The following is a 23,570-nucleotide window of genomic DNA, read 5'->3' as shown; positions in this document are numbered from 1 at the left end:
GACTCCCGGTCACGGGGTCAGGCCGAGGCTGGACTCCAGGCCCGCCAGCACCACATCGGCCACCATCTTGATGCGGTAGCGGCAGGCCTGGGTTTCGCTGCAGTTGAAGCTGCCCTGCTCCCAGAATTTGTTGCTGCCGGCGCCGCCACCGCAGAGCCCGAAATACGCACAACTCTGCCGGCACTGGTCCACACCGGCGCGCATGTCGGCGTGCAGGCGCTGAAAGCGCTCACTGCCGCACACCGATTCGAGACTGTCGGTGAGGATGTTACCCAACACGAAATCTCCGTAGATCTCACTGGTTACGCCCAGGAGTTCTGGATCGAATGTGGAGAAGTTGCCCCGGTGATCCACATTGAGAATCACGAAGGGATGGTTCATGTCGGTGCGATCCAGCCGCCCATCGGTCACGGCCAGGCTGCAGGTGGCTTCGAACTCCCGAAGCCGGAACTCCCCCGCGCTCTGGAGGGTCAGCTCCCAGACGCGTTGCAGGAAGGCCCTGTAGCGCTGTTCAGCGCCTGCGCGAGCAAGGCTGGAGTGCCGATGGACCCCTTCGGTTTCCTCCATGTTGAAGCCGACATCAGTGATGCCGTGCTCCAGGAAGAACGCCACGATGGCATCCGGGTGGTCGAGGGAGTCGGCGGTGAGCACCGAGATCACCCGGAAGGGAATTCCGTGGCGTTGCAGATGGCCGATCCCACGCATCGTGGCGGCGTGGGTGCCCAGGCCCGTGCGGGTGCGGCGATGGGCGTCATGGAGGAACGCCGGTCCATCAAGGCTCACGCCCACCGTGATCCCGTTGCGGGTGAAGCAGTCGCACCAGCGTTGATCGATCACGGTGGCATTGGTCTGGATGTTCTGCTGGATCCGGATCGGAGCCCGGCTGTGGCGCTCCACCGCCAGGGCCAGGCGGCGGGTGGCCTCGTCGTAGAAGGAGGGTGGCACCGCCAGCGGTTCACCGGCGTGCCAGAGCACGGTGAGATCGGGGCCCACGAAGGGGCTGGTGAGCACCGCTTCCAGGATCGGCTCCACCAGGTCCAGCGAGAGCTGCCCGCGGTTGCTCCGATCGGGCAGATAGCAGTAGTCGCAGTCGAGATTGCAGAAGGGGGTGGGCTGGATCACGACCATGCCGATCGGGCCGAAGCCTCCGCTGGCTCCGGCGGCCGCAGGGGGACCGGACGGGAGCGGATTCGGGGAGGCCGTCACCGGGGCTGTCACCAGTTGCGGAAGGCGCCGCCGGGGTTCGTCGCGTTGACGAATCCACCCCGGTAGGGCGCATTGACGAAGCCGCCGCCGTAGGCGGCGTTGACGAAGCCGCCTCCACCATTGACGAAACCTCGGTTGCCGCCGCCGTAATAAGGATGGGCATTGCCGAAGGTGCCGCCCCCGGGGCCGACGGCCCCACCACCGAAGCGGGTGTTGCCCCAGCTGCCGCCGCGACCACCGTCGGCGAAGCCGAAGGCGACCAGCAGCTCCGGATCCAGGGGCTCGGTGCCCGAGAGTTCCGCCCGGCGGGCGCGGAGCGCCGCCGCGATCCGGCTGAGCCGGCCGTCGATCGAGGCCGGCTCAGCCTCGGGGCCAGGGCCGGTGCCCTCCGCCGCGGTGGCCGGAAGGGCCAGGGCGGAGAGCGAGAACAGGAAGCCCAGCAGGCCGGAGCGGGAGGTGATGTGCATCGGTTGGTCTCCTACCTGGATGGGGGGGCTGGGGTGGTGGCGGGAAGGCGGATCGGCTCGTGGCTCAGCAGCACCGTCTGGAAATAGGAGCGGATCAGCTCAGGAGGAAGCTGCAGGATCCCCTCGGGTCCCAGCCAGCGGTTGACGGTGGAGGTGGCGTCTGGATCGCCCACCACATAGCCCTGGATCAACCTGGCGATCGCCAGATTCACCAGATTACGGAAGGTGGAGTTGTTCTCGGGCAGGATGCATCCCACCGCGTAGCGTGCCAGGGGTTCAGGGGGAACCAGCTCGAACCCCTGACCCCCGGCACGCTGGGCCTCCCCGGCCAGCAGGATCGAATCTCCGGCTACCCCGTCCACCCGGCCCGAGCGCAGCCGCTCGAAGCCATCCTCAAGGCTGCTGACGGCCCGCACCTCCGCCCCGGGCCGGAGCTGGCGGATCGCGCTCTCCCCCAACGACCCCGGCACTGCGGCGATCCGCCGGCCCTTGAGTCCGTCGGCGCTCCCCTCCGGTCCCCCCGAGCGGGTGAGCACCCGGATGCCGGAGAGGCTGAAGGGAACGGAGAAGTCGACGAACATCTCCCGCTCCCAGGTGAACTGGGCTCCGCAGGCCAGATCCAGGTCACCGCGGCTCACCTGGCGGAACAGGCTGTCAGCGTCGGTCACCGGTTCAAACACGACCCGCACCGGTCGGTTGAGATAGGTGGAGAGCTCGGCCTCGATCAGGCGCGCCACGTCGATGGCGTAGCCCACCAACTCCTTCCGCTCGTTCTGAAAGACGTAGGGGATCAGATCGGTGCGACCCCCCATCGTGATCACCCCGGTCCGGGCGGCCCTCTCCACCACCGTTTCCGCCCGCGCCTGCAGCGGCGCGGCCAGCGCCAGGGTCAGGGCGGCCACCAGCACCTGGAGGGTGCCTGGACGACGGGCTTGACGGCGCCGGGGCCCTTTCCCGCGGGTTGCTCCTGGCTGGGGCCGGGGCTCAGGCCCTCCGGAGGCGGAGGTCCTCACCCGGCTGCCGGGTGGCTGAGTGGATGGAGCCACGTCGTGGAGCGGGATGACACTCCCTTGAGTGTGACCGCAGGTGTGGGGGCTGGAGGGGGTGTCGGTGCAACGGAAGCGAATTCGTCACCCGTTGGCGCGCGTTGGCCCGGGCCGGGCCGGTGGTCAGCGGACAGGTCAAGCCCGTCCACGGGCTCGTGGAGAGGAAGCCGCCCGTCTTCAGCCTTCAGCCTGAAGCTAGAGGCAACCCTGCACGGAAATGCGATAGCTGAAGCCCAGGGCCCCGGGATCATTGCTGGCTCCCACCTTGAAATTCATCTGGCCGGCCTGCTTGCCCGCAACGGCGGGAAACGGACCGAACATGCGCCCGGTGCCGATCGGCGGACTCATGGTTTCGTTGATCACCTGCAGGGAGGATCCATCGGTGAACTTCATGAATCCCTCGACGGGGTACTGGGCCGAGGGGTCGGAGGAATTGGCCGTGAAGAAGAACTTGTAGCTGCTGTAGGGCTGGTTGACGATGAAATCGGTGTTCCAGTTGGTGTTCCCCAGCAGCTTGCCGCGCCCCACCTGCTTGACCACGATCGGACTGCCGGTTCCGCCGATCGGCTGGAGAAAGGTGCAACGGGGGGCCGCCCCGGCTGGGCCGGGAAGAGCTGCCAGGGTCGCGGAGATCAGGACGGCGGTGGCGGCTCGGTTCACAACGGTCTCCGGATCAGTCAGAGGAGGGCGCAGCTTAGGGAGTGCCCTGGGCGTTGGCACCGGGGTCTTCGGGATCCTCCTCCTCCCAGTGCAGCGAGACCACCACGGGTGCGTGGTCGCTGGGCTTGGCGTTGCCGCGCTCCTGCTTGTGGATCACGCAGCCCGTGGCACAGGCCAGCAGTTCGTCGGAGAGGTAGATGTGGTCAATGCGCCAGCCGCGGTCCCGGTCCCAGGCGCCGGTGCGGTAGTCCCACCAGCTCCAGTGGCCGCTGCCCGGTTCAAACAGACGAAAGACGTCAACGAGACGCCCATCAAGCGCCGCCCCCAGGGCCGCCCGTTCGGGGCCGCTGGCCATGATGCCTCCGGAGAGCCGTTCGGGATCGTGGATGTCGCGGTCCTCCCTGGCGATGTTGAAGTCACCCACCAGGCAGAGCGGCTCCCCCTCCTCCTGCAGCACGTCCAGGTAGCGACCCAGGACCTCCAGCCAGGCGAGCTTGTAGCTGTATTTGTCCGAACGCAGGTCGGACCCATTGGGCACGTAGAGATTCAGCACCCGAACCCCTTCGATCCGGGCACTGATCACCCGCCTCTGTTCGCTCAGGGCGGTGGCGTCCCCATCGCTCAGCAGTGCGTCGAAGCCGATGCGCACGTCATCGAGGGGGAGCCGGCTGAGAATGGCCACGCCGTTGTAGGCCTTCTGGCCGCTGATTGCGGCCCCATAGCCAAGGGCCTGGAAGGCGTCCAGCGGGAAGCTGCCGTCCTCCACCTTGGTCTCCTGAAGGCAGAGCACCTCGGGGAGCTCCCGGGCCAGCCAGGTGGTCACCAGATTGAGCCGGGTCCGGATCGAATTCACGTTCCAGGTCGCGATCCGCATGCCGGAACCCGATCTCAGAGGTTCAAGACCCTTAGCATCCAGTTCAGCACCAGTCGTGATTCAGCATCGCCATGGCCCGGTCCCTGGCCTTCGTCGCCCTCACTCTGCTCGCCCTGCCGGGAGGCATGGTCCCGGCCCGGGCCCAGAGCCCGTTCGGGCAGTCGCCCCAGGAGCAGCTGATCTATGACAACGACCCCACCGGACGCAGCGGAGGGGCGGGCATCCTGGAGTCGGGCAACCCGATCGAACTGATGAACAAGCTGCGCCGCAACAGCGCCTTGAATGACGCCACCACCCCGGGTGACGCCATCGATCAGGCCCTCAGGGACCTGGAGGTGCAGTCGACCCCGGGCTCGGCGGTCCAGGGGCCTTAGGCATCTGGGGGCGGCGCAGGGGGGCCAGTCCCCAGGCCGTCGCCACCGCGTCCAGGCGGGGGTCCCGTTGATCGGGCCGTTGACGCCTGGCCTGGTCGAGCAGATCGAGCGCCTGTTGCGTCTGGCCCAGTTGCTGCTTCAGCAGGGCCCTGGCCAGCACGGGTCTGGGGTCGTTGGGGTTGTCAGCGGCCAGCCGGCGGTAGAGGGCGTCGGCCTCCGCCGTCCGGCCGAGGCGTTGCTGCAGATCCGCCAGCAGAAGGGCGTAGCTCAGGGCCTCGACTCGGCGTTGCTCCCGGCTGGCCTTGCGGTAGATCTCGGTGAGTCGGCTCTCCGCCTCGGGGCCGCGCCCCTGTTCGAACTGGAGGAGCGCCAGGAGCTGGAGCGCCTCGATGCGGTCGGGTTTGAGGTTGAGCAATTGCCGCACCTCCCGCTCCGCGCCGACGGGATCCTGACGGTCCCGGCGCAGCTCGGCCAGCATCAGGCGCAGGCTCCAGCGTTCCGGTTGCTGATCGGCCATCCGCTCCAGCAGCGCGGTGGCGTCCTCCTTCCGATCCAGGGCCAGCAGCAGCTGCAGCAACCGCTGTTGCTGACCCGGTGTGGCGTTGCCCCGGCTCAGCTCCTGGCTGAGCAGAGCGGCCTGGTTCTGAAGGTCCTGCCTGGAGCGCGCCGAACCATCGGCTTCGGCGCTGCGCTGGCCCAGCCACCAGCCGCCCAGCAGGGAGGCCCCTGCCAGAACCATCGCCGCCAGGGCCAGCCGGAGAGCGCTCCAGCGGGGTTGGGCCGAGCCGCTGGAGCTGCGCGGTGCCATGGGGCGGGACAGGGGCCGACCCAGTCTGGCCCCTGGGGCCCTCGCTAGATTGCGGAACGGGCCTCCGGTCGCCCGCGCCGAGGTCGCCCCCACCGACAATGCGTCACCATCCCATTTCCCCGGTTACGGAACCGCTGCAGTACCGGGCCATCGGCGTGGTCCGTGGTCGCTACGTGCCCTCCGATCCCGAGCAGTTCACCCGCGGGGAGATCCGAACCGAGGAGGGCAGCTCGATTGAGGCCGTCCTGCTGGGTCGGGTGCTGAGCCTGGTGCGGCGCCATCTGGACCTCGAGCGGCCCCATCTGTGGGTGGCCTACCCCCGCTGCCGGGAGGCGGGCAGCCTGCACCTGCAGCTGGTGGGGGTGTGGGAACCCAGCACCCTGACCTCCGCTCCCTCCTCCGAGGCCGACGGCCCGTCCCCGGACGAGCCGTCGGCCCCTGCTGCAACCCCTGCCGCCCAGGACAGCTGTCCTGACGACGACAGCCTTCCCGAAGGCGATGACTACTTTTCCGTGCGGGGGGAGCTGATCTACACCAGGCCCGAGAGCGGCGATCTGGTGGTCAAGGTGCGCCAGCTGCCCCGCCCCGACGGCAGCCGCCCCCAGCCGTTCAAGCTCCAGCTCCGGGGTGAGGTCCCCCTGGAGCATCTCCGCCATTTCGTCTCGCTGGATCTGCGCCGCCAGGGGCAAGCCCTGCAGCTCGAGCGCTACGAGGTGATCGCTCCGGTGGCCCAGCGGGGCAATCGCGGTGGCAAGGGCCGGGGCGAGCGGGGAGGGGGACGGACCGCCTCCGGCGGGGGAGGTCGGCGGGGGCCCGCCCCGGGGGGGCACCGCACCGTGGCCAGCCCCCCGTCGCGCTGAGATGGCAGTCCCCTCCGAGGCGGGAGACGGCTCCTCGATCGCCCGCTCCGCCGGTCTGGCGGTGGGTGGGGTCACGCTCCTGGCGGTGCTGGGACCCCTGCTCGGTCTGTCCCCCTGGGCGATCACCCTGGCGGCCGGTGGACTCCTGGCCGCCCTCACGCTGGATGCGGCCCGCTTCGGCGGTCGCGGCGGCCATCTGATCGCCGAAACCCTCCCGGGCGGAGACGGTCGCCTGCGCCGGATCGCCATCCATGAAGCCGGCCACGCCCTGATCGCCGATCGGGAGACCCTGGAGGTGAAGCGGGTGCTGGTGGGCAGCCTCGCCTGCCTGCGGGCGGGCCTGGCGGCGAGTGGCAGCACCGAATTCGAGCCGCCGGCCCACGCCAAACTGCCGGCCGAGGACCTGCGCCGCTGGAGCCGCGTGCTCCAGGCGGGCATGGTGGCTGAAGTGCTGCTCTATGGCCGCTCCCGGGGAGGCGCCGACGACCGGGCCCTGCTGGGTCGCCTCTGGGGTCTCTCCGGCTTCGATGTCGCCACGGCCCAGCGCGAGCAGCGGCGGGCAAGGCGGGAGGTGGACCAGGTGCTCCGCCGCGAGCGCCAGGCCCTGGAGATCCGCGCCGAAGCTCTGGTGCAGGCCGCGCCCCGGCTGCTGCGTCCGATGGCCTGATCCGCGTGGTGCTGGCCTTCCTGGATTGCCCCACCGGCGTGGCCGGCGACATGCTTCTGGCCGCCCTGTTCGACCTCGGTCTGCCCCGGGCGGCGGTGCTGGAGCCCCTGGCCAGGCTGGGCCTGGGCAGGGCGGTGGAGCTGCGCCTCGAGCAGGGCCGCAGCGGAGGGCTGCGCGGCTGCCGACTGAGCGTGGTGCCCGAGGAGCCCCAGACCTCCCATCGCCTCTGGCGGGAGTTGCGCGGCACCCTGGCCGGCAGTGCCCTCGCCCCGCCCCTGCGGGAGCGGGTCCTGGAGGTCTTCACCCTGCTGGCGGAGGCCGAGGGGGCCGTTCACGGCCATCCACCCGAGCAGGTCCACTTCCACGAGGTGGGGGCGGTGGATGCCCTGGTGGATGTGGTGGGGTGCTGCGCTGGCCTGCTCCATTTCGCGGTGGACCGGCTGGAGTGCGCACCACCCCCGGCGGGCCATGGCACGGTGCGCAGCGCCCATGGCCGGCTGCCTCTGCCGGCCCCGGCGGTGCTGGAGCTGGCCCGGCGCCGGGGGATTCCCCTGGCCAGCAGCGAGGGGTTCCCCGCGGCGGAGCTCACCACGCCCACGGGCATGGCCCTGCTGGCCTGCTGGGCGGATCGCTTCGGCCCCGCCCCCAGCCTGGTCCCCACCCGAGTGGGGATCGGCCTCGGCCATCGGCCGCTCGATCGCCCCAACCTGCTGCGCCTGTGGCTGGGATCGGCGCCGGCGGCGGCCCCGCTCTCCGGGACGTCGCCGGCGAAGACGCCGATCCTGGAAACAGTGCTGCAGCAGCAGGCCCAGATCGACGACGCCAGCGCCGAGGATCTCGCCGTTCTGGTGGAGGAGCTGCGCCGGGCCGGGGCTCACGATGTCTTCACCACGCCCGTGCAGATGAAGAAGGGCCGCTCCGGCCTGCTGATCACCGTGATCGCTAGCCCGGAGCTGGCGGAGGAGCTGCGGGGGGTCTGGTGGCGCTGGGGCACGAGTCTGGGGGTGCGGGAGCAGCACCAGCAGCGCTGGGTCCTGCCGCGCCGCAGTTTTACCCTGCCCACCGCCCTGGGCCCGGTGCGGGTCAAGGGGGCCGTTCGACCCGATGGCCAGTGCCGCTTCAAGCCGGAACATGAGGATCTGGCGGCCCTGGCCCAGCGCCACGGCCTGGGCCTGGAGGAGCTCCGGCAGGCGGTGCGTCTGGCCCTGGCGGAGCACAATGCGGCGGCCCCTTCCGACGGGAGCTGATGCCGAGCCCTCCCCGCCTCCTCTCCCGCCTGCTCGCCCCCCCGCTGGCCGGCCTCCGACGCCTCGCCACCTGGCTTCAGGGGAGGCGACTCCCCCGCCCGCCCGGCGGGGCTCGCCTCTGGGTGACCCTGCTCAGTCTCGGCTTTCTGCTGGCGGCGCTGCGGGGCAATGCCCAGCAACTGCTGGCCCAGCGCCTCGATTCCCAGGGCTGGCTCTGGCTCCTGATCGGAGTGGGTGTAAGCCTGCTCAGCCTGGCGATCAACGGTGTGGCCTGGGCCGCCGGCCTGCGCTGGCTGGGGCAGAGGCCGCGCTGGGGAGCGGCTGTGCGGGTCTACCTGCACACCAATCTGCTTAAGTACCTCCCCGGAGGGATCTGGCACCTCGCCGCCCGGGTCCGGCTGTTGCGACGGGGTGATCCTCCCTCCGGCTCCGATGCCGTCGGCCGCTCCGATCCGGGCCCCCTGGCCGCACCACTGCCGCTCGAGCTGGCCCTGGCGGCCACGCTGCTCGACCCTCTGCTGGCGGCCTGCGCCGCCCTGGGCCTGGTGCCGGCCGGAGGCTGGCAGAACGGCCTTGCGCTGCTGGGTCCCCTGTCCCTGCTGCTGCCGGTGCCCCGCTGGTTCCAGCCCCTGCTGCGCCGCCTCGAGCGGCAACGGGTCCGGCGGATGGGGCTGCAGGAGGATCCGGAGGCCACGGCCGGGGGATCTCCCTTCACCCTGCCGGGCTATCCGCTGCTGCCCATGCTGGCTCAGCTGGTCTTCGTGCTGGTCCGCTTCGCCGGGTTCGCCTGCTGTGTGCTGGCCTTCGACCAGCAGCTGTCCCTGGGCTGGCCCACCTGGCTGGCGGGCTTCGCCCTGGCCTGGACCGTCGGGCTGGTGGTGCCCGGGGCCCCCGGCGGCCTCGGGGTCTTCGAAGCGGTGCTGCTGCTCCGGCTGGGCACCCAGGTGGCCGAGGCCCCCCTGCTGGCGGTTGCACTGAGTTACCGGATCGTGGTGAGCCTGGCCGATCTGATCGCCGCCCTCACGGCCCGGCTGGATGGGCGGCTGCAGCCGATCACCGCTGCGGCCGCTCCGGTCCGATCGCCCTGAGATGGGCAGTCCCGTTCGCAACTGTTCTTTGTATTGAGAAGCTCCGCCTAGGATGGGGAGATCCTGTCCATCGGTTCCGACTCCGTTGGCCCCTTCCTCCCCCTCCCTGCCCGTGCCGGCGGCCGATCTGCGCCACAGCCTGCATGGCCGCGGGCAGCGCCTGACGCCCCAGCGTCAGCGGGTGCTGGAGCTGTTCAAGCGCATCGGGGAAGGCACCCATCTCAGCGCCGAGGACGTGCATCAGCGGCTGCTGCGGTCCGAGGAGCGGGTGTCGCTCGCCACCGTCTACCGCACCCTCCGGCTGCTCAGTTCGATGGAGTGGCTGCGGGAACTGGAGCTGCCCGAGGGGGGGCGGCGCTTCGAACTGGCCAGCGACGCCCATCGGGATCACCACCACCTGGTCTGTGTCGGCTGCGGACGCACGGAGGAATTCGAGAGCGCCGTGGTGCTTGCGGCCGGTCAGGAGGCGGCCGGTGCCCAGGGTTTCCGGCTGCTGGAGTGCGTGCTCAACGTGCGGGCTCTGTGTCCCCGTTGCGCGGCCGGCGAACCCGTCTGATCGGTCCGCCGGGGTGCTCGGGCGCGGCCAGACCCAGCTGCTGATCGGCCCAGTGGGCACTCAGGGCGGCCAGCAGGCTGTCGCGATCACCGTGGAGTCGGAGCATGGCTGGAAGAACGGGGAGAGCGATTCCAGCCTGGGGGATCCGTGGAGCCGCACCGGCCCTCAGGGCACCGGGGAAGGCGACCGAAGGCACACCGGGGGGATCGCGAGGGCACGGGGCGATGGGGCGGGTTTCAACTGCCCTTCTTCTTGAGAACCTGTTGCAAAAAGGGCGCCACACAGTTTAGATTGCGAGTCATTCGCAACAGCCCCCTCTCCGTGAGCTTCCGATTCCTGCCCGATCAGCCGCTCGCCACCGTGCGCATGCCCGCCGGCCAGACCGTGCTGCTCGATCCCGCCCTGCGCCCCTCCGGCTGTTGCATCGAAGTGCTCGAGGGCGTGGCCCGCGTCTACTGCCCCTGCGAGGAGACCGAGGGGATGACCCTCGCCTTCCTCCAGCCCGGGGATCAGCTCCGCACCGATCGCCTCTGCAGCGAGGGCGTCTGCGTCGAGGCGCTCACGCCGCTCTCGTTCCGCAGCGACGCCGATCCGATCGGGGAAGGCGGTTTCGATCCGGTCAACGAGTGGACCCTGCAGCTGCTGCGCATCCGCCACCTGGGCAGTGCCGAGCAACGGCTGCACGCCCTGCTCGGCCTGCTGGTGCGTCGGCTCGGTCGCCGCTGTGGACCCTGGTGCGATCTTCCCTTCCGCCTCACCCATGAACGCATCGGTGAACTGATCGGCACCACCCGGGTCACCACCACCCGGCTGATCTCCCGGATCCGCCAGGCCCAGCTGCTGGAGGCCCCCACCGGCGAGCCGGGGCTGCGTCTCGCCCCCGCCCTGGTGGAGTCCGCCCCCCTGACGGCGGCCTGAACCGATCCGTCAGGCTGGGCTGGCCCATCTCGCCGCGCTCCGATGGTTGCGATCCTGCCAGCCGAGCCGCCCCCCCGCCTTGTCTCCGCGACTCCTCGGGCCCCTGCTCCAGCCGCCTGGCCGCTCCCCTGTCCCGCTTCCGCCGGTTGGGAGCTGATCGCCACGGCCCGGCTGCCGCGATCGGACTCCGACGGCCTTCCCCTGGGCGGATTCTCCGCGGCGGCGGTCGATCCCGTCGATCATCGCCTCTGGCTGCTCAGTGACTCCGGCGAGCCCTTCCTGGTGCCGGTGGAGGGGCTGGAGGCGCTGGGCATCCGACCGCTGAGGCTCGGAATCCGCCTCGCCCTGCGTGACCCCTCCGGCCAGCCTTTCCCCCACCCCCTCGATGGGGAAGGTCTGGTATTGAGCGGGGAGGATCTCTGGATCGTCAGTGAGGGTCGCCGCAGCACCGAGCGCCCTCCCCAGCTGCTGCGCTTCGATCGCGCCCAGGGTCGGCTGCGCCAGGCCATCCCCCTGCCGGAGCCGTGGCAGGCCCGACCGGGCCGCGGGCTCGGCGCCAACCAGGGGCCCGAGGCGCTGGCCCTGCTGCCCGAGGCCTGGACGGGCGGCTCCCTGTCCCTGCTGATGGCGGCGGAACGTCCCCTGCTCCAGGACCCCGCCGGACAGGTGCGGTTGCTGGGCTATGGCCCGCTGGCCGCGGCGCTTCCGCCCATTGCTCCGCCGGACCGGCCCGCCGGGGGCGTCGCCGGATTCACGGCGCTCGGGTCCTTTGACCTCCCCCTGGAGGGCCCCGCCTGGGGACTCACCGAGGTGATGCCGCTGCCCCGGGCGGGCGGCCTGCTGGGACTGATCCGAGGATTCGAACCCCCGGAGCGCTGGTGGTCCCGCCTGGTCCTGTTGCCGCGGCCGGCCGCCGGTGTGTCCGGCCGGCCGCTGCGCAGCTGGGATCTGCTGGCCGAGGGACTTCCGGCCGACAACTGGGAAGGACTGGCCCCCGGCCCTCCCCTGGGTGATGGGCGTCCCTCGGTGCTGCTGGTCAGTGACGACAACTTCAGCCCGCGGCAGACCAGCCTCATCGCCCGCCTGGCCCCGCGCCGGCTGGCACCCTGCCCCTGAAGGCCCCGCTCAATCCCGTCCGTCCAGACTGGGGATCAGGGCCAGGGAGGCCAGCATCCCCAGCAGCATGATCATCAGGGCCGGGGCCATGGCGGCCCCGACCCTCTCGTCGCTGGCGTACTGGAACACCCGCACCGCCAGCGTGTCGAAGTCGAAGGGCCGCAGCGAGAGGGTGAGGGGCAGTTCCTTCACCACATCGACGAACACCAGGAGCGAACCCACCAGCAGGGGCCCCCGCAGCAGGGGCAGGTGCACCCGCCGCAGCACCTGGGTCCAGCTGCAGCCCAGGCTGGTGGCGGATTCGTCGATGCTGGGGGGAAGGCGCTCCAGGCCGGCGTCCAACCCCTGCTTCGACACGGCCATGAAGCGAACGCCGTAGCCCCAGACCAGCAGCAGCAGGGGACCGAGGGCCAGGGGACCCCCCAGGACCATCAGCCCGAGGGCCAGCACGCTGCCGGGGATGGCGTAGCCCATGCCAGCCAGGAAACTCAGCTGCCGCACCACCAGCTGGGGGCTCCAGCGCCGGATGATCGCCAGCAGCAGGGCGGCGGCCGCGGTGATCGCGGTGGCGGCCAGGGCCAGGGCGAGGCTGCGGACGGCCAGGGGGAGCAGATCCTCGAGCGGTTCGGCCAGCAGATTGCGCCAGCCTCCACTGATCCACAGCAGGGGGATCGCCAGGGTGAGCAGGGGGGGCAGGGCGGTGACCAGCTGGGCCAGCAGGGCGCGCCACCCCCGCAGCACGTAGGCGTGGGCCTCGCCGCGGCCCTGGTTGCCCAGGCTCCAGCGACGGCTGCGCCGCCGCAGGGCCCGTTCGGCTCCCACCAGCAGCACCACGATCGCCAGGGCGATCAGGGAGAGCAGCGCCGCCCCCTGGGGGTCACCATCCACCTGCCAGCGATCGAGGATGCCCGCCGAGAGGCTCGGCACCCCCAGCAGACGCACGGCGCCGAGTTCATTGACGACTTCCATGGCGCTGAGGGCCACACCGGCCCCGATCGCCGGCAGGGCGATCGGCAGGGCGACCCGGCGGAAGCTCTGCCAGGGGCCCACCCCCAGGCTGCGGCTGGCTTCGAGCAGGTGGCGCCCGGTGATCGAAAAGCTTTCGGTGCTCAGCAGGAACACATAGGTGTAGTTCGCCAGGGTCAGCAGCAGCACGGCCCAGCCCAGGCCGTACACACGCAGACCGTGCAGGCTGCCCCAGTCGATCAGGCTGGCGGCCAGCAGATAGGCCGGAAAGGCCAGGGGGATCAGCTGGGCGATGCGCAGCAGTCGCCGGCCGGGGAAGCGGCAGGCGGCCGTGAGCCAGCCGGTGGCGGTGCCGAGCACGGCCCCGGCCACGCCTTCCCCGATCACCAGTTGCAGGGTGCCCCGGATCTGGTCGGCGCCATCGAAGCCGAGCCCGGTGGAGGTGGCGGCCCCGCTGACGATCGCCTCGCGCACCAGGGCCAGCAGGGGCAGCAGGGCCAGCAGGCTGATCGCTGCCACGATCGCCACGAGGGCCGGCCGACCTGACGGGGTGGCGCCCGTGGGGGTGGGGAGAGGAACGGGGGGAGCGAACAGGGTCATGTCAGCTGGAGACGCGGGGCTGGGGAGGATGGGCTCCCTTACTTCCAACCCCCCGCTGCCATCAGTTCGGTGGCCTCCTTGTTGTTGCGGGCCAGCTGATCGGCGGAGACCGGCGAGGCGTTGAAGCCGCCCCAGAGGTTAAGGATCGGATTGTCGCCGAAGCCGGTGAGGGGATATTCGTTGTTAGCCGCGGCGTAGCCCTTGCCGGAGGTGGGGGCCGCCAGGAATTCGATCAGGCGGGTGGCGGCTTCGGGGTTCTTCGCGCTGCGGGTGACCCCGGCGGCGGTGATGTTCACGTGGGTGGGATCGGGGAACACCACCGTGATGGCGGCCGCGGCCGCCCGGTCTTCGGGGCTGGCGTCGCTCGAGAGCATGCGGGCCAGGTAGTACTGGTTGGCCACCGTGACCCCGCAGGATCCCTGGCCCAGGGCCCGCAGCATCGGTGTGTCGCTGGTGAAGAACGGCTGGGTCACGTTCGCCACCATCCCCTCAATCCACTGCTCGGTGTCGGCAGCCCCCTGCTGGGCCAGGATGTCGGATACCAGCGACTGGTTGTACACGCTGGCGCGATTGCGCAGGCAGAGCTTGCCCTTGAGGGCGGGATCACTGAGGTCGCCGTACTGGAGCACCTGATCGGGGTTGACCACGGCCGAGTTCACCATGATGGGCCGAGCTCGCCGGGTCAGGGCGAACCAGTTGCCGCTCGGATCGCGCAGGCTGGAGGGCACGTCACGCTCGAGGGCCTCCGAGCGGATCGGACGGAACAGATCCGCTTCTCCGGCCCTCTGGAGGCGGGCGGCATCCACGAGCACGAGCACGTCGGCCGGGCTGCTGTCGCCCTCGTTCTCCAGTCGCACGATCAGTTCGTCATCCTTGCCCTCCAGCAGATTCACCTGGATTCCGGTCTGGGCGGTGAAGGCCTTGTAGAGCTCCTTGTCGGTGTTGTAGTGCCGCCCGGAGTAGATGTTCACCTCCTGGGGTCGGGGACGGTTGAACAGGGTGAAGGCCGCGATTCCCACGGCCGCTACGGCCACCACGGCTACGGCGGTGAAGCGGTTGCGAAGGGTCGACATCAGGGCAGGGCGTCAGGGGTGAATCGGAACCAGGGGAGCGATCGGTCTGGTCAGGGAGAGGACGGTCCATGGCCAGGTGACGGGGGTACGCCCTCCAGAAGATCCGATCGCCGGAACGGTTCGGATCGCGATCCAGTCCGTGGGGATCAACGTGGATATCGACCTGATCTTCAGAGCAGCCTTGCGGAGGCCCTCCTGTCCCGTGGCCGAACCTACGGGGCTCCCTGGGCCAGGCCAGGACACAAATGGTGCACTGGGTTGTGCCATTGGTCACTCCTGCGGGTTCACCGCCGCCGCCGGGGCCGGCGGCGCGGATCTGGCCGGTAGGGTCGCAACCGGGACCGTCTGGCTCCGCCCGTCCGGCCCTCCGATCTTGTTCGGCGGCCCCCAGATGCCATGACCTGCTCCACCGTCCCGTCCCAGCAGTTCGAGGCCGCCCGGCGGCCCCTCGCTGGGGTGCGGTTGCAGAATCTCTGGCACCGTTATCCGTGTCGCGGTGCCGGCTCGCCCGAGGCCTGGACGCTTCAGGCGATCGATCTGGAGCTCGCCGAGGGGGAGCTGGTCGGGCTGCTGGGACCCTCCGGTTGCGGCAAGACCACCCTGCTGCGGCTGATCGCGGGCTTCGAGCGGCCGGAGCGAGGCAGCGTCTCGATTGATGGGCAGTCGGTGGCCGGTGGAGACCGCTGGCTCGAGCCCGAGCGTCGCGGCGTGGGCATGGTCTTTCAGGACCACGCCCTCTTCCCCCACCTCGACGCGTGGGCCAATGCCTGCTTCGGGATGCGCCGCCGCCACGACCGGGAGCGGGCCCGATGGTTGCTCTCGCTGCTGGGCCTGGGGGGGTTGGAGTGCCGATATCCCCATGAGCTCTCCGGGGGCCAGCGCCAGCGGCTGGCCCTGGCCCGCGCCCTGGCGCCGGACCCGTCGGTGCTGTTGCTCGATGAGCCCTTCTCGAATCTGGATGTGGAGGTGCGCCACCGCTTGCGCTCGGAATTGCCGGAGGTGCTGGACCGTTGCGGAACGAGCTGTCTGATCGTGACCCACGACCCCGAGGAAGCCCTGGCGATCTGTGATCGGGTGGGGGTGCTGCAGGAGGGCCGTCTGCATCAGTGCTGCAGCCCCCGCGACCTGGTGGAGGAGCCGGCCTCGGCCTTTGTGGGACGGTTCGTGCTGCAGGCCAACCTGGTGCCGGCCCGCTGGGATGGCCAGCTCCTGGCCACGCCACTGGGCCCCCTGCCCTGCCAGGACCCGCGGGCTGCGATCGGCAGGGCCACGCCGGGTGCGGACTTCGAGCTGATGGTGGCCGTTGATGGATTGTCCCTGGTGCCCGACAGGGCCGGGCCCGCCGTCGTCCGTGGACGGGAGTTCCTGGGCAACGGCTGGCTGTATCGGGTCGATTGCGCGGGGCTGCATCTCCGCTTGCGCTTGCCGCTTGAGGTGGATCTACCCGGTGGAGTGCGCGGCGTTCTGGGGTTTCGCCCCGAGGCGCGCTGGCGCTTGTTCCCTGCCGACTCCTCTTTCTCCCCCTCCCCAAGCCCCACGATCTGAGGGCCGCAACCCAGGCAAGAAAAACCTCCCCGGCTCATCGAGAGGGGAGGTGGTTGCTTTCCTCGTTCACTCTGCCGGGCTGGGACGAAAGCCCCTGTTGGATCGGGCTCACTCCGGGGTCGCCGATGTTGCCCGAGGCGGGGACGGCCGGAGCGGTGGGGCACCGAGGGACCTCGGCAGGGGACTCAGCGGTCGGGAAGGATCTGCCCGTCCACCCGCATCCAGAGGGTCTTGAAGGCGTTGGTCTCCATCAGCATCTCCAGGTGTTCGCTGGTCAGGGACCGGGCATCGTCCAGGTCCCGGCGGAGGGAGAGAACCGAAAGCCGATCCATGCACCAGTCCCTGAGCCGGGTGAGCTCCAGGCTTCGATCCAGAGGACGGCCCCGACCGGCCGCATCCCTGGAGTCGCCGTGGGGGGAGTGCGTCATGGGCAGAATCCCTGGTGATCCCGCTGATGCTGACGGGACTCCCCACCGGGGCCTGGATCATCGTTGACAGCCGGGCGTCACAACCATCACCCGGGGGCAGCCATCGGTGCCGATCGGGGGGCTCAGCGGGCGGAACGGCCGCTGCGGACCGGAAGCAGAACGGGTTGCATCAACCCGCCCCCGCCGTTGTCGTCATCGGAGCCGGCGGCGATCCAGAAGGCCAGACCGAACAGGGCCAGAACGCTGGTGAACAGGAGCAACTCGAGCATCCGACCAGGCGCGAAGTCCGACCAGGCTAGTCGGAACCGCTGGCGTGATGGTGTTCGATACTGCGGACCCCGCGACGGATCAGGCCCCAGCGCCTGCGGCCAGCAGCCCGATCGGAGCCAGGGCGAGCACGGCGCCCGCCAGGCTGAGCAGCACCGCCAGTCGGAGGGTCCAGACGGGGCTCAGGCGCCGCAGGGTCAGGACGGTCACCCCCACCACCAGTGCGGAGCTGAGCAGGGCGCCCAGCCACCAGCTGGCGGCCCCACTCGCTTCCTGGCCGTGCAACAGCCCGTGGACGGCCACCGAGCCCGCCACCAGAGCTCCGGAGAGGGGCAGCCAGGAGGTGGATTCACCTGGTCGACGGCGCAGGACCAGCAGGCCCAGCGCGGAGACCGCCAGGGCCGCCCCCAGTTCCAGCCACGGCAGCTGGATGCCGTTCACCCCGATCAGGGCCCCGAGGACGGCCCCGGCCAGGGCGAAGAGCAGCAGGCGGAGATGGATGAAGGAGGCCGCTGCCCCGACCCCCACGAGCAGCAGCAGATGGTCGAGGCCCAGCAGGGGGTGGCCGAAGCCCGCTCCCAGCCCCCCTCCGCCCAGGCTGTGGGCGCCGGCTGGGAGGGCTCCGAGCAGGCTGAGTCCGAAGCCGGCGGCTGAGGCGAGTAGGAGCTGGCGGATGGGGGACGACGGGGAGGATGCGGGCATCGGAAGCGATTCGAGCCGGAGGTGAACGGAGGGGGTGACACCGGCACCGCGCTCCATCGGGAGTCTGCTCCACGGCAGCAGGTGCGCGCAACCGACGGGATGCCCCGCTGCCCCCCTGCAGGGATGGCCGGCGGGTGTCGCATCGATGCCAGGGGAGGGTATCAATCCCGATCTGCCGATGTTCATCTTGGAGAGGCGATCGTGCTGCAAAAAGTAGTGGAATTAGACTGGCCAATGCTGTCCAAGCATTAGTTAATGTCGTCTCAACCTTCCCTGGGATTTGGCCTGCGGGCGCCGGGGCGCGTCTTGGCTTGAGCATTGGATTCGGCCTGGGGCTGGCTCTCTCGAGCTTCACCCCCGCCCCGCCCCCCCCTCACAAGCCAACGCCTCATTTCAGGACAAGCTCGATCTCTAGAGTCTGCTGTCCGCATTGAGGCAAGCCGGTCACGTCATCGATGTCCGTCACACCCAGGCCACCAAGGACTACGCCGATCAGGCTGATCCAGCCATGGGCCTGGCGGATTGCAACACCCAACGGAAGCTCAGCGATCTCGGAATTGCGCAAGCCAATCAGATTGGACAGGCCATTACCCGGCTGGGCATTCCGGTGGGGCCAAGGATCACCAGTCAATACTGCCGGGCCTGGCAGATCACCGAGCTGGCCTTCGGCCGCTATCAGCAATCAGATCAACTGAATGTTCTGCCCTTTGAAACCGACACGGATGCCGAGGTTGCGCCGATGAAGAGTGCTGAGATGCCGTTGCCCACGGCTTGACCCCCAGCTGGCCAGGGCGGATTCACTCTGCAGGGCTCAGGCTGGAGTCACTTCCAGCCGTTCTTTTCCATCAGCCCCACCGCCGCCCGGCTTTTCAGGCCCAGCTGTTCGGCGGACACCCCATCGGCGCGGAAAGTGCCAAGGGATCGCAGGGTGGCGTTATCCCCATAGCCCCTGAGGGGATATTCGAAGTTGGCTTCTGCATAGCCACGACCACCGGTTGGGGAGGCGAGAAATTCCAGTAGCTTCAAGGCTGCTGCTGGATTCTTCGAGGCGGTGGTGACCCCTCCTCCACTGATGTTGACGTGGGATGGATTGGGGAACACCACCTTGAGGCGCTGGGCCAGGGTCTTGTCGGCCGCGCCGCTCTCGCCCGAGAGCATCCGTCCCACGTAATAGGTGTTGACCACTCCCACTCCGCAGCTTCCGTTTGCGACAGCCCGGGCCAGGGGGGTATCGGAGCTGAAGAACGGTTGAGTCACGTTGGCGACCATGCCCCGGATCCAGTTGCGGGTGGCCGCATCGCCGCGCAGGATCATCTGATCGGCCACCAGCGACTGGTTGTAGGGACTCTGCCGGTTGCGCAGGCAGAGCTGTCCCTTCAGGGCCGGCTTGGCGAGGTCCGCGTAGGTGCGGATGGTGGCCGGATTCACCTTGTTCGGATTCACCACCACCATGCGCACACGGCGGGTCAGGCCGTACCAGCGGCCTTTCGAGTCCCGCAGGTTGGTGGGCACATCGCGGTTGAGGGAGGCGGAACTGGTGGGCCGGAACAGGCCCAGATCGGTGGCCCGATCGAGCCGGGCGGCATCCACGAGAACCAGCACATCGGCGTCGCTGCGGCTGCCTTCGTTGCGCAGTCGCTCGATCAGGGCGTCGTCCTTGCCTTCCAGCAATCGGACCTTGATGCCGGTTTTGGCGGTGAACTGGGCGTAGAGCGCTTTGTCGGTGTTGTAGTGGCGGCCGGAATAGACCCCGATCTCCACGCCTTTCGACGCTTGAGCGAGTTGGGTCTGGTCTCCCCGGGCAAGGGCGGTGTTGCCGCTGGTGAGAGTCAGGGTGAGGACACCGAGCAGGCCGGCGCCGGCCTGCTGAAGCGAACGGGAACAGATGGGCTGGATCAAGGATTTCGGCGTGGTCGAACGCCTGTAGGACCCGTGGAAACTAGGGATGGACTGCAGCCGTCCCGGATCGAATCGCACAGGGCCGGGTCACCATGGTTACCGGGATCATGGTCATCGAGTACATCCATCCGTCACTCAGGCAAACCCCTGGCCGGACCCCTTGGCCACACAGGCCTGGAGCTGGCGACGCAGGCGGTCGTGATCGAGATCCTTGCCGATCAGCACGAGCTGAGTCTTGCGCTCCCCCGGCCAGTCGCTGTCGTCGATCGAGAAGCGCTTGCCGGCGAGGTGAAACACATGGCGCCGTTCGCTCTCCTTGAACCAGAGGATGCCTTTGGCGCGGAAGACGCCGGTCGGAAGCTGGTTGTCGAGGAAGTTCTGGAATTTGCGCAGGGACAAGGGACTCTCGGCCGCAAACGACAGCGACGTGAATCCTTCGATGGCGAGATGGTCGGCTGACGGGTTGCCGGACGCCGGAGTGTGATCGTGCCCATGGGAGTGGCCGTGCCCGTGAGCGTGGTCGCCACCGTGCTCGCAGTGGCCGTGTTCGTGGTCGCAGCTGCCGTGGTCCAAGGCGGGTACGTGGGCGTGGGCCTGGGCCTGGGCCTCACCGCTCACCATCCGGTCAGATTCAAACAGCCCCACGCTCAGCAGCAGCGGCAGCGCCACCTCACCCTTCACCGATCGCAGGATGCGGGCATCCGGTTTGAGCGTGCGCAGCACCTCCTCCACCTGCTCGAGCTGGGGGGCAGGCACCAGATCGCACTTGTTGAGCATCAGGATGTCGCCGTAGATCACCTGGGCCCGTCCCACTTCGCTCTCGAGGGAGCTGGCCTCGAAATTTTCGGCGTCGATCAAGGTGATGATCGAATCCAGACGGGTGCTGTCGCGCAGCTCACTGCCCAGGAAGGTCATGGCCACCGGCAGCGGATCGGCCAGGCCCGTGGTTTCCACGACCAGGTAATCCACGGGCTCGGGGCGCTCCAGGATGCGCTCCACAGCTTCGAGCAGCTCGCCGTTGATGGAGCAGCAGATGCAACCGTTGCTCAGCTCCACCATGTCTTCGCCGGTGGAGATGATCAGATCGTTGTCGATGCCGATTTCGCCGAATTCGTTGACCAGAACGGCTGTCTTCAGACCGACCTGATTGCTGAGGATGTGGTTGAGCAGAGTGGTCTTGCCGGCGCCCAGGAAACCGGTGAGGATGGTCACCGGCAGGCTGGCCGTGGCCTGGTCAGGGGCTGGGGACGGTTGGGTTGCGGTGCTGATCATGGGGGAGGGATGCCGCCGGAGGCCATCGCCACCGGGCGAGGGGCTGGTTCAACAGTCTGACGCCTGGTTCCTCAGGGCATCGGCTCAGAACTGGAAGGTGGTCTTCACGAGCCCTCCCAGCTGGCTGAAGCTCTGCCCTGGGGGTGTGTCCTGCCCCAGGGGCCGGCTCAGATAGAACAACGCCGGTGTCACGGAAATGTTGTCCGTGACCTGGAACTTGTACCACCACTCCCAGACGTAGTTCCCATCATTGGGAGAGTCGTTTCCTTGCAGGGCTGTGGCGAAGACCGGCTGACCCACCGCCATGCCAAGGGCGTTGCCCTTGACGAACAGATCACTCCACTGGAGTCCCACCATCCACGACTGGCTGGTGCTGACGCGGCCATCCGTCTGGCTGTTGTCGGTGCTGGTGCTGTTGAGGCCCCAGCCGGCGCTGATCGAGGGAAGCCAACCCGATTCCTTCGGTTGCCAGTAGCCGCTGAGGCCAAAAGCGTTGGTGCGGCTGGCGGGATCGGAGAAGGCGGTGGCGGAGAGTGGTGTGGCGCCGGGGACCTCCACACCGCTCTGCAAATAGGAATAGATGGCCGCCAGGGCCCACTGATCGCTGGCGTAACCAATCTGCACGGTGCCGGTGCCGGCGGAGGCTCTGGTGCCGAGGCCGCCCTCGTTTGGATTCCCCACGCTGCCGTTGGCGGCCACATAGTTGGCGCTGATGCTGAGGCCATTGGCCTGCCACCAGAGGCCTCCACCGGGTCCGAGGTTCTTGTTGTAGGCCGCAGGCGCCCCATTGAGGGTGAGCACGTTGAGGACCGTGTCCGCCGGGTAGACGCTGGGCCAGAGGGCGAGCATGTCTTCCTGTCCCACCCGTCCACCGACCGTGGCTGTGAACCCAGCGCCGATCGGAACCTGGTAATAGAGCTTGTCGATGCCGAGTGAATCGGGGCCGGACCCTTCCTGGAACGCGATCTCCAGGCTGGAGAGGCCGCCGGTGGGTCCGGCCCCGCCGAAGGCGGAGTCGCCGAAGTTGCCCGCCCGCAGGATCGTGCGCAGCAGGTCCTTGCCCGTGAAGCTGGTGTCGAGGGTCAGTTGGAGGTCGTAGGAGAAGGTGGTGGCCCCCACCTCGGCGCGGGCGGCGTCCCGCTGGAGCGCCGCACTGCCATGGAACGCATTGGCTCCCACCACGAAGGTGGCCAGGCCGCTGAGGGTGGTGGTGGTGGAGAACTGGGTGGCCTCCAGCTCACCCACCTTGGCTTCGAGGTTGTCGACCCGGCCCCGCAGGATGGCGAGTTCCTTCTCGAATTCCTTGAGCAGGCGGCGCAGCTCGTCGGTCACTTCGGTGATCCGGTCGAGGCAGGCGTTGAGCAGGGCGGCGGCTTCCCAGCGGCTCAGCGGCTTCTTGCCACGGAAAGTGCCATCGGGGTAGCCGGCGACGCAGCCATAGCGCTCGATCAGGTTCGAAAGCGCCTGGTAGGCCCACTCGGTGGGCTGCACGTCGGAGAACTGGGTGATGCTGGTGACCTGGTCCTGGCCCTCGGCGTCGGTGCTGCTGGCATAGCGGTTGATGCCATCCAGGTTGGGGGCCAAGGGGTCCCCGGCGCCAGGCGCTGGTACGGCCAGGGCGGGACCGATCAGGGCGAGGCTGGCGGGAAGGCTGAGCAGGGACCGGAGGGTGTGCGGCATGGCGCGAAAGGAGACCAATGGGGAAGGGATGGGATCGACGTGCGGTGATGCAGGCCCGGAACCTGGACTGCCGAAGGTGGCCCTCCGTGCCCGGCGTCCGGGGGCCGTGGGTCATTGGATCGCGGCCCAGCGGCGCTCGAGGTTTGCCGCGGCCGCCGTGTCGCAGCTCCCTCCCCAGCCGGTGACGATCGTGCAGGTGTTGCCCGTCAGGGTGGCCACCAGGCTGAGGGGGCCAGAAGGTCCGGCCGCCAGCGCATCGGCGGCCAGGGGCTGGGGAGCGATCGGAACGCCGCTGAGCTCGCTGATGCGCCGCAGGGTCCGCGGCGCTGGCAGCTGCTCGGCGAACAGCTGGGGAACCTGCTCGCGGCGCAGGCGCTCCACCACCTTGCGGAAGGCTTCGGGGCGGAGGGCCTCACTGCTGCTGAAGCCGTCCACCAGGGGCAGTTCGCGCAGTCCGTAGGCCTGGGCCAGGCTGGCGAAGGCCCGGTGGCCGCTGGCCAGGGGTGGCAGAGGAGCCGGCAGGCTGGCGAACTGGGCCCGGTTCCAGCGGTCCACCTGCTCAAGCACCGTCCGCATCGCCTTCGCCCTCTGGCGGATCGGCGCCTGGGTGGCGGGCGCGAGGGCCACGAAGCGATCGGCGATCACGCCGACCATGGCGCCGGCCTGCAGGGGGTTGTGCCAGACATGGGGATCGAGGCCCCCATGGTCATGCCCTTCCTCGTCGTCGTGGCCGTCGCCGTCATGGGCGTGGTCATGGGCGTGGTCATGGGCGGGGGTGGTGGAGTCCTCGTCCGGGGCGGGTTCCCCCAGCGGAACGCTCTGCGGGACCGCCCGCTCCGAGACGGCCATGGTGTCGGGCAGCGACGCCAGGGCCGGGGTGAGCCCATAGCCGCTGATCAGCACGAGCTGGGCAGAGCTGAGCAGGGCCTTCTGACTGGGTTCCAGACGGAAGGAGTGGGGATCGTCGCTCGGGCCCAACAGGCAGTCCACGCGCAGGTCGCCGGCGGCCAGTCGCTGGGCCAGATCGCAGAGAACGCCGTCGGCGGCGACCACGAGCGCGGCCGCGCTCGGGGCGGTGCTCCCGGCGGATCCAGCGGCGGGGTTCGGAGTCCGATCGCAGGCCGCCAGGGCCAGGGCGGCGCCCAGGAGCAGCCCCAGGCTGGTCGGGCGGAGCGGCGAGGGGGAATGCATCAACGGGACTCCATACCGGGGGAGGAGGGTCAGCACGCATCCCCCTGCCAGCTGAAAACG

At 69.4% G+C, this 23,570-nt stretch carries 25 protein-coding genes; 10 read left to right on the top strand and 15 right to left on the bottom strand.

Annotation, left to right across the window (positions count from 1 at the left end):
• Positions 1-9 precede the first annotated feature (9 nt).
• From grrM to xth, 5 genes are all read right to left on the bottom strand, one after another.
• Complete coding sequence (grrM, locus tag ACWJI7_RS01000; protein WP_479934558.1) at positions 10-1,218, bottom strand: cyclophane-forming radical SAM/SPASM peptide maturase GrrM/OscB; 1,209 nt, start codon at positions 1,216-1,218, stop codon at positions 10-12.
• On the bottom strand, positions 1,215-1,673 hold the full coding sequence (grrA, locus tag ACWJI7_RS00995) for a GrrA/OscA1 family cyclophane-containing rSAM-modified RiPP (protein ID WP_479934556.1): 459 nt from the start codon (positions 1,671-1,673) through the stop codon (positions 1,215-1,217). Before grrA ends, grrM begins: the two co-directional genes overlap by 4 nt.
• 11 nt (positions 1,674-1,684) lie before the next feature.
• Complete coding sequence (gene grrP, locus ACWJI7_RS00990) at positions 1,685-2,581, bottom strand: extracellular substrate binding-like orphan protein GrrP (protein ID WP_479934554.1); 897 nt, start codon at positions 2,579-2,581, stop codon at positions 1,685-1,687.
• A 333-nt stretch (positions 2,582-2,914) separates the two neighbouring features.
• Entirely contained in the window at positions 2,915-3,379 is a 465-nt protein-coding gene (locus ACWJI7_RS00985) for a hypothetical protein (protein WP_479934552.1), read from the bottom strand.
• Between the two features lie 34 nt (positions 3,380-3,413).
• Positions 3,414-4,253, bottom strand: coding sequence for an exodeoxyribonuclease III (xth, locus tag ACWJI7_RS00980; RefSeq protein ID WP_479934550.1), 840 nt, complete (start codon positions 4,251-4,253; stop codon positions 3,414-3,416).
• 71 nt (positions 4,254-4,324) lie between these two features.
• Here xth and ACWJI7_RS00975 point away from each other — a divergent pair, with 71 nt between their 5' ends.
• Positions 4,325-4,627 carry a hypothetical protein gene (locus ACWJI7_RS00975; RefSeq protein WP_479934549.1) on the top strand — a complete coding sequence of 101 codons (303 nt, stop codon included), beginning with the start codon at positions 4,325-4,327 and terminating at the stop codon, positions 4,625-4,627.
• On the opposite strand, the gene ACWJI7_RS00970 is transcribed toward ACWJI7_RS00975, so the two are convergent.
• On the bottom strand, positions 4,575-5,435 hold the full coding sequence (locus tag ACWJI7_RS00970; RefSeq protein WP_479934548.1) for a tetratricopeptide repeat protein: 861 nt from the start codon (positions 5,433-5,435) through the stop codon (positions 4,575-4,577). The genes ACWJI7_RS00975 and ACWJI7_RS00970 overlap by 53 nt on opposite strands.
• A gap of 98 nt (positions 5,436-5,533) precedes the next feature.
• On the opposite strand from ACWJI7_RS00970, the gene ACWJI7_RS00965 reads away from it, so the two are divergent.
• The 7 genes from ACWJI7_RS00965 to ACWJI7_RS00935 all read left to right on the top strand — a co-directional run bounded on the left by ACWJI7_RS00965 (position 5,534) and on the right by ACWJI7_RS00935 (position 11,887).
• Positions 5,534-6,295, top strand: coding sequence for a hypothetical protein (locus tag ACWJI7_RS00965; protein ID WP_479934547.1), 762 nt, complete (start codon positions 5,534-5,536; stop codon positions 6,293-6,295).
• A gap of 1 nt (position 6,296) precedes the next feature.
• Positions 6,297-6,962 carry a hypothetical protein gene (locus ACWJI7_RS00960; RefSeq protein ID WP_479934545.1) on the top strand — a complete coding sequence of 222 codons (666 nt, stop codon included), beginning with the start codon at positions 6,297-6,299 and terminating at the stop codon, positions 6,960-6,962.
• A gap of 5 nt (positions 6,963-6,967) precedes the next feature.
• A complete protein-coding gene (gene larC, locus ACWJI7_RS00955; protein WP_479934544.1) occupies positions 6,968-8,209 on the top strand; it encodes a nickel pincer cofactor biosynthesis protein LarC in 1,242 nt (413 codons plus the stop codon).
• Entirely contained in the window at positions 8,209-9,297 is a 1,089-nt protein-coding gene (locus tag ACWJI7_RS00950) for a lysylphosphatidylglycerol synthase domain-containing protein (protein WP_479934543.1), read from the top strand. Before larC ends, ACWJI7_RS00950 begins: the two co-directional genes overlap by 1 nt.
• A 52-nt stretch (positions 9,298-9,349) precedes the next feature.
• Positions 9,350-9,853, top strand: coding sequence for a Fur family transcriptional regulator (locus tag ACWJI7_RS00945; RefSeq protein ID WP_479934541.1), 504 nt, complete (start codon positions 9,350-9,352; stop codon positions 9,851-9,853).
• A 321-nt stretch (positions 9,854-10,174) separates the two neighbouring features.
• Positions 10,175-10,771 (top strand): helix-turn-helix domain-containing protein, encoded by a 597-nt coding sequence (locus ACWJI7_RS00940; RefSeq protein ID WP_479934540.1) that lies wholly within the window; start codon positions 10,175-10,177, stop codon positions 10,769-10,771.
• 42 nt (positions 10,772-10,813) lie between these two features.
• On the top strand, positions 10,814-11,887 hold the full coding sequence (locus tag ACWJI7_RS00935; RefSeq protein WP_479934538.1) for an esterase-like activity of phytase family protein: 1,074 nt from the start codon (positions 10,814-10,816) through the stop codon (positions 11,885-11,887).
• A 9-nt stretch (positions 11,888-11,896) separates the two neighbouring features.
• On the opposite strand, the gene ACWJI7_RS00930 is transcribed toward ACWJI7_RS00935, so the two are convergent.
• Positions 11,897-13,453 (bottom strand): ABC transporter permease, encoded by a 1,557-nt coding sequence (locus ACWJI7_RS00930; RefSeq protein ID WP_479934536.1) that lies wholly within the window; start codon positions 13,451-13,453, stop codon positions 11,897-11,899.
• 38 nt (positions 13,454-13,491) lie between these two features.
• Positions 13,492-14,526 carry an extracellular solute-binding protein gene (locus ACWJI7_RS00925; RefSeq protein WP_479934534.1) on the bottom strand — a complete coding sequence of 345 codons (1,035 nt, stop codon included), beginning with the start codon at positions 14,524-14,526 and terminating at the stop codon, positions 13,492-13,494.
• 396 nt (positions 14,527-14,922) lie between these two features.
• Here ACWJI7_RS00925 and ACWJI7_RS00920 point away from each other — a divergent pair, with 396 nt between their 5' ends.
• Entirely contained in the window at positions 14,923-16,071 is a 1,149-nt protein-coding gene (locus ACWJI7_RS00920) for an ABC transporter ATP-binding protein (RefSeq protein WP_479934532.1), read from the top strand.
• Between the two features lie 185 nt (positions 16,072-16,256).
• Here the strand turns inward: ACWJI7_RS00920 and ACWJI7_RS00915 are convergent, their stop codons facing one another.
• From ACWJI7_RS00915 to ACWJI7_RS00905, 3 genes are all read right to left on the bottom strand, one after another.
• The gene (locus tag ACWJI7_RS00915; protein WP_479934530.1) at positions 16,257-16,499 is read right to left on the bottom strand and encodes a hypothetical protein; all 243 of its coding nucleotides are present in this window, start codon (positions 16,497-16,499) and stop codon (positions 16,257-16,259) included.
• A 122-nt stretch (positions 16,500-16,621) separates the two neighbouring features.
• Positions 16,622-16,768, bottom strand: coding sequence for a hypothetical protein (locus tag ACWJI7_RS00910; RefSeq protein ID WP_479934528.1), 147 nt, complete (start codon positions 16,766-16,768; stop codon positions 16,622-16,624).
• A gap of 79 nt (positions 16,769-16,847) precedes the next feature.
• Positions 16,848-17,468, bottom strand: a complete 621-nt coding sequence (locus ACWJI7_RS00905) for a HupE/UreJ family protein (RefSeq protein WP_479934526.1) — start codon at positions 17,466-17,468, stop codon at positions 16,848-16,850.
• A 508-nt stretch (positions 17,469-17,976) separates the two neighbouring features.
• Here ACWJI7_RS00905 and ACWJI7_RS00900 point away from each other — a divergent pair.
• A complete protein-coding gene (locus ACWJI7_RS00900; protein ID WP_479934524.1) occupies positions 17,977-18,243 on the top strand; it encodes a histidine phosphatase family protein in 267 nt (88 codons plus the stop codon).
• A gap of 47 nt (positions 18,244-18,290) precedes the next feature.
• On the opposite strand, the gene ACWJI7_RS00895 is transcribed toward ACWJI7_RS00900, so the two are convergent.
• The 4 genes from ACWJI7_RS00895 to ACWJI7_RS00880 all read right to left on the bottom strand — a co-directional run bounded on the left by ACWJI7_RS00895 (position 18,291) and on the right by ACWJI7_RS00880 (position 23,510).
• On the bottom strand, positions 18,291-19,367 hold the full coding sequence (locus tag ACWJI7_RS00895; RefSeq protein WP_479934522.1) for an extracellular solute-binding protein: 1,077 nt from the start codon (positions 19,365-19,367) through the stop codon (positions 18,291-18,293).
• Positions 19,368-19,502: 135 nt separating this feature from the next.
• Entirely contained in the window at positions 19,503-20,639 is a 1,137-nt protein-coding gene (locus tag ACWJI7_RS00890) for a CobW family GTP-binding protein (protein ID WP_479934521.1), read from the bottom strand.
• Between the two features lie 84 nt (positions 20,640-20,723).
• Positions 20,724-22,319 carry an iron uptake porin gene (locus ACWJI7_RS00885; RefSeq protein WP_479934519.1) on the bottom strand — a complete coding sequence of 532 codons (1,596 nt, stop codon included), beginning with the start codon at positions 22,317-22,319 and terminating at the stop codon, positions 20,724-20,726.
• Positions 22,320-22,430: 111 nt separating this feature from the next.
• Positions 22,431-23,510 carry a metal ABC transporter substrate-binding protein gene (locus tag ACWJI7_RS00880; RefSeq protein ID WP_479934517.1) on the bottom strand — a complete coding sequence of 360 codons (1,080 nt, stop codon included), beginning with the start codon at positions 23,508-23,510 and terminating at the stop codon, positions 22,431-22,433.
• Between the last annotated feature and the right edge of the window lie 60 nt (positions 23,511-23,570).

The organism is Cryptocyanus atlanticus LEGE 06306 (assembly GCF_056633155.1).
This window is presented reverse-complemented; position numbering and strand designations above follow the sequence as displayed.

Bases quoted from the DNA above. Each gene is read 5' to 3' on its own strand.
- grrA (WP_479934556.1), bottom strand. From the start codon at position 1,673: ATGCACATCACCTCCCGCTCCGGCCTGCTGGGCTTCCTGTTCTCGCTC.
- xth (WP_479934550.1), bottom strand. From the start codon at position 4,253: ATGCGGATCGCGACCTGGAACGTGAATTCGATCCGGACCCGGCTCAAT.
- ACWJI7_RS00975 (WP_479934549.1), top strand. From the start codon at position 4,325: ATGGCCCGGTCCCTGGCCTTCGTCGCCCTCACTCTGCTCGCCCTGCCG.
- ACWJI7_RS00970 (WP_479934548.1), bottom strand. From the start codon at position 5,435: ATGGCACCGCGCAGCTCCAGCGGCTCGGCCCAACCCCGCTGGAGCGCT.
- ACWJI7_RS00965 (WP_479934547.1), top strand. From the start codon at position 5,534: ATGCGTCACCATCCCATTTCCCCGGTTACGGAACCGCTGCAGTACCGG.
- ACWJI7_RS00960 (WP_479934545.1), top strand. From the start codon at position 6,297: ATGGCAGTCCCCTCCGAGGCGGGAGACGGCTCCTCGATCGCCCGCTCC.
- ACWJI7_RS00950 (WP_479934543.1), top strand. From the start codon at position 8,209: ATGCCGAGCCCTCCCCGCCTCCTCTCCCGCCTGCTCGCCCCCCCGCTG.
- ACWJI7_RS00945 (WP_479934541.1), top strand. From the start codon at position 9,350: ATGGGGAGATCCTGTCCATCGGTTCCGACTCCGTTGGCCCCTTCCTCC.
- ACWJI7_RS00935 (WP_479934538.1), top strand. From the start codon at position 10,814: ATGGTTGCGATCCTGCCAGCCGAGCCGCCCCCCCGCCTTGTCTCCGCG.
- ACWJI7_RS00930 (WP_479934536.1), bottom strand. From the start codon at position 13,453: ATGACCCTGTTCGCTCCCCCCGTTCCTCTCCCCACCCCCACGGGCGCC.
- ACWJI7_RS00925 (WP_479934534.1), bottom strand. From the start codon at position 14,526: ATGTCGACCCTTCGCAACCGCTTCACCGCCGTAGCCGTGGTGGCCGTA.
- ACWJI7_RS00920 (WP_479934532.1), top strand. From the start codon at position 14,923: ATGACCTGCTCCACCGTCCCGTCCCAGCAGTTCGAGGCCGCCCGGCGG.
- ACWJI7_RS00915 (WP_479934530.1), bottom strand. From the start codon at position 16,499: ATGACGCACTCCCCCCACGGCGACTCCAGGGATGCGGCCGGTCGGGGC.
- ACWJI7_RS00910 (WP_479934528.1), bottom strand. From the start codon at position 16,768: ATGCTCGAGTTGCTCCTGTTCACCAGCGTTCTGGCCCTGTTCGGTCTG.
- ACWJI7_RS00905 (WP_479934526.1), bottom strand. From the start codon at position 17,468: ATGCCCGCATCCTCCCCGTCGTCCCCCATCCGCCAGCTCCTACTCGCC.
- ACWJI7_RS00900 (WP_479934524.1), top strand. From the start codon at position 17,977: ATGGGCCTGGCGGATTGCAACACCCAACGGAAGCTCAGCGATCTCGGA.
- ACWJI7_RS00890 (WP_479934521.1), bottom strand. From the start codon at position 20,639: ATGATCAGCACCGCAACCCAACCGTCCCCAGCCCCTGACCAGGCCACG.
- ACWJI7_RS00885 (WP_479934519.1), bottom strand. From the start codon at position 22,319: ATGCCGCACACCCTCCGGTCCCTGCTCAGCCTTCCCGCCAGCCTCGCC.
- ACWJI7_RS00880 (WP_479934517.1), bottom strand. From the start codon at position 23,510: ATGCATTCCCCCTCGCCGCTCCGCCCGACCAGCCTGGGGCTGCTCCTG.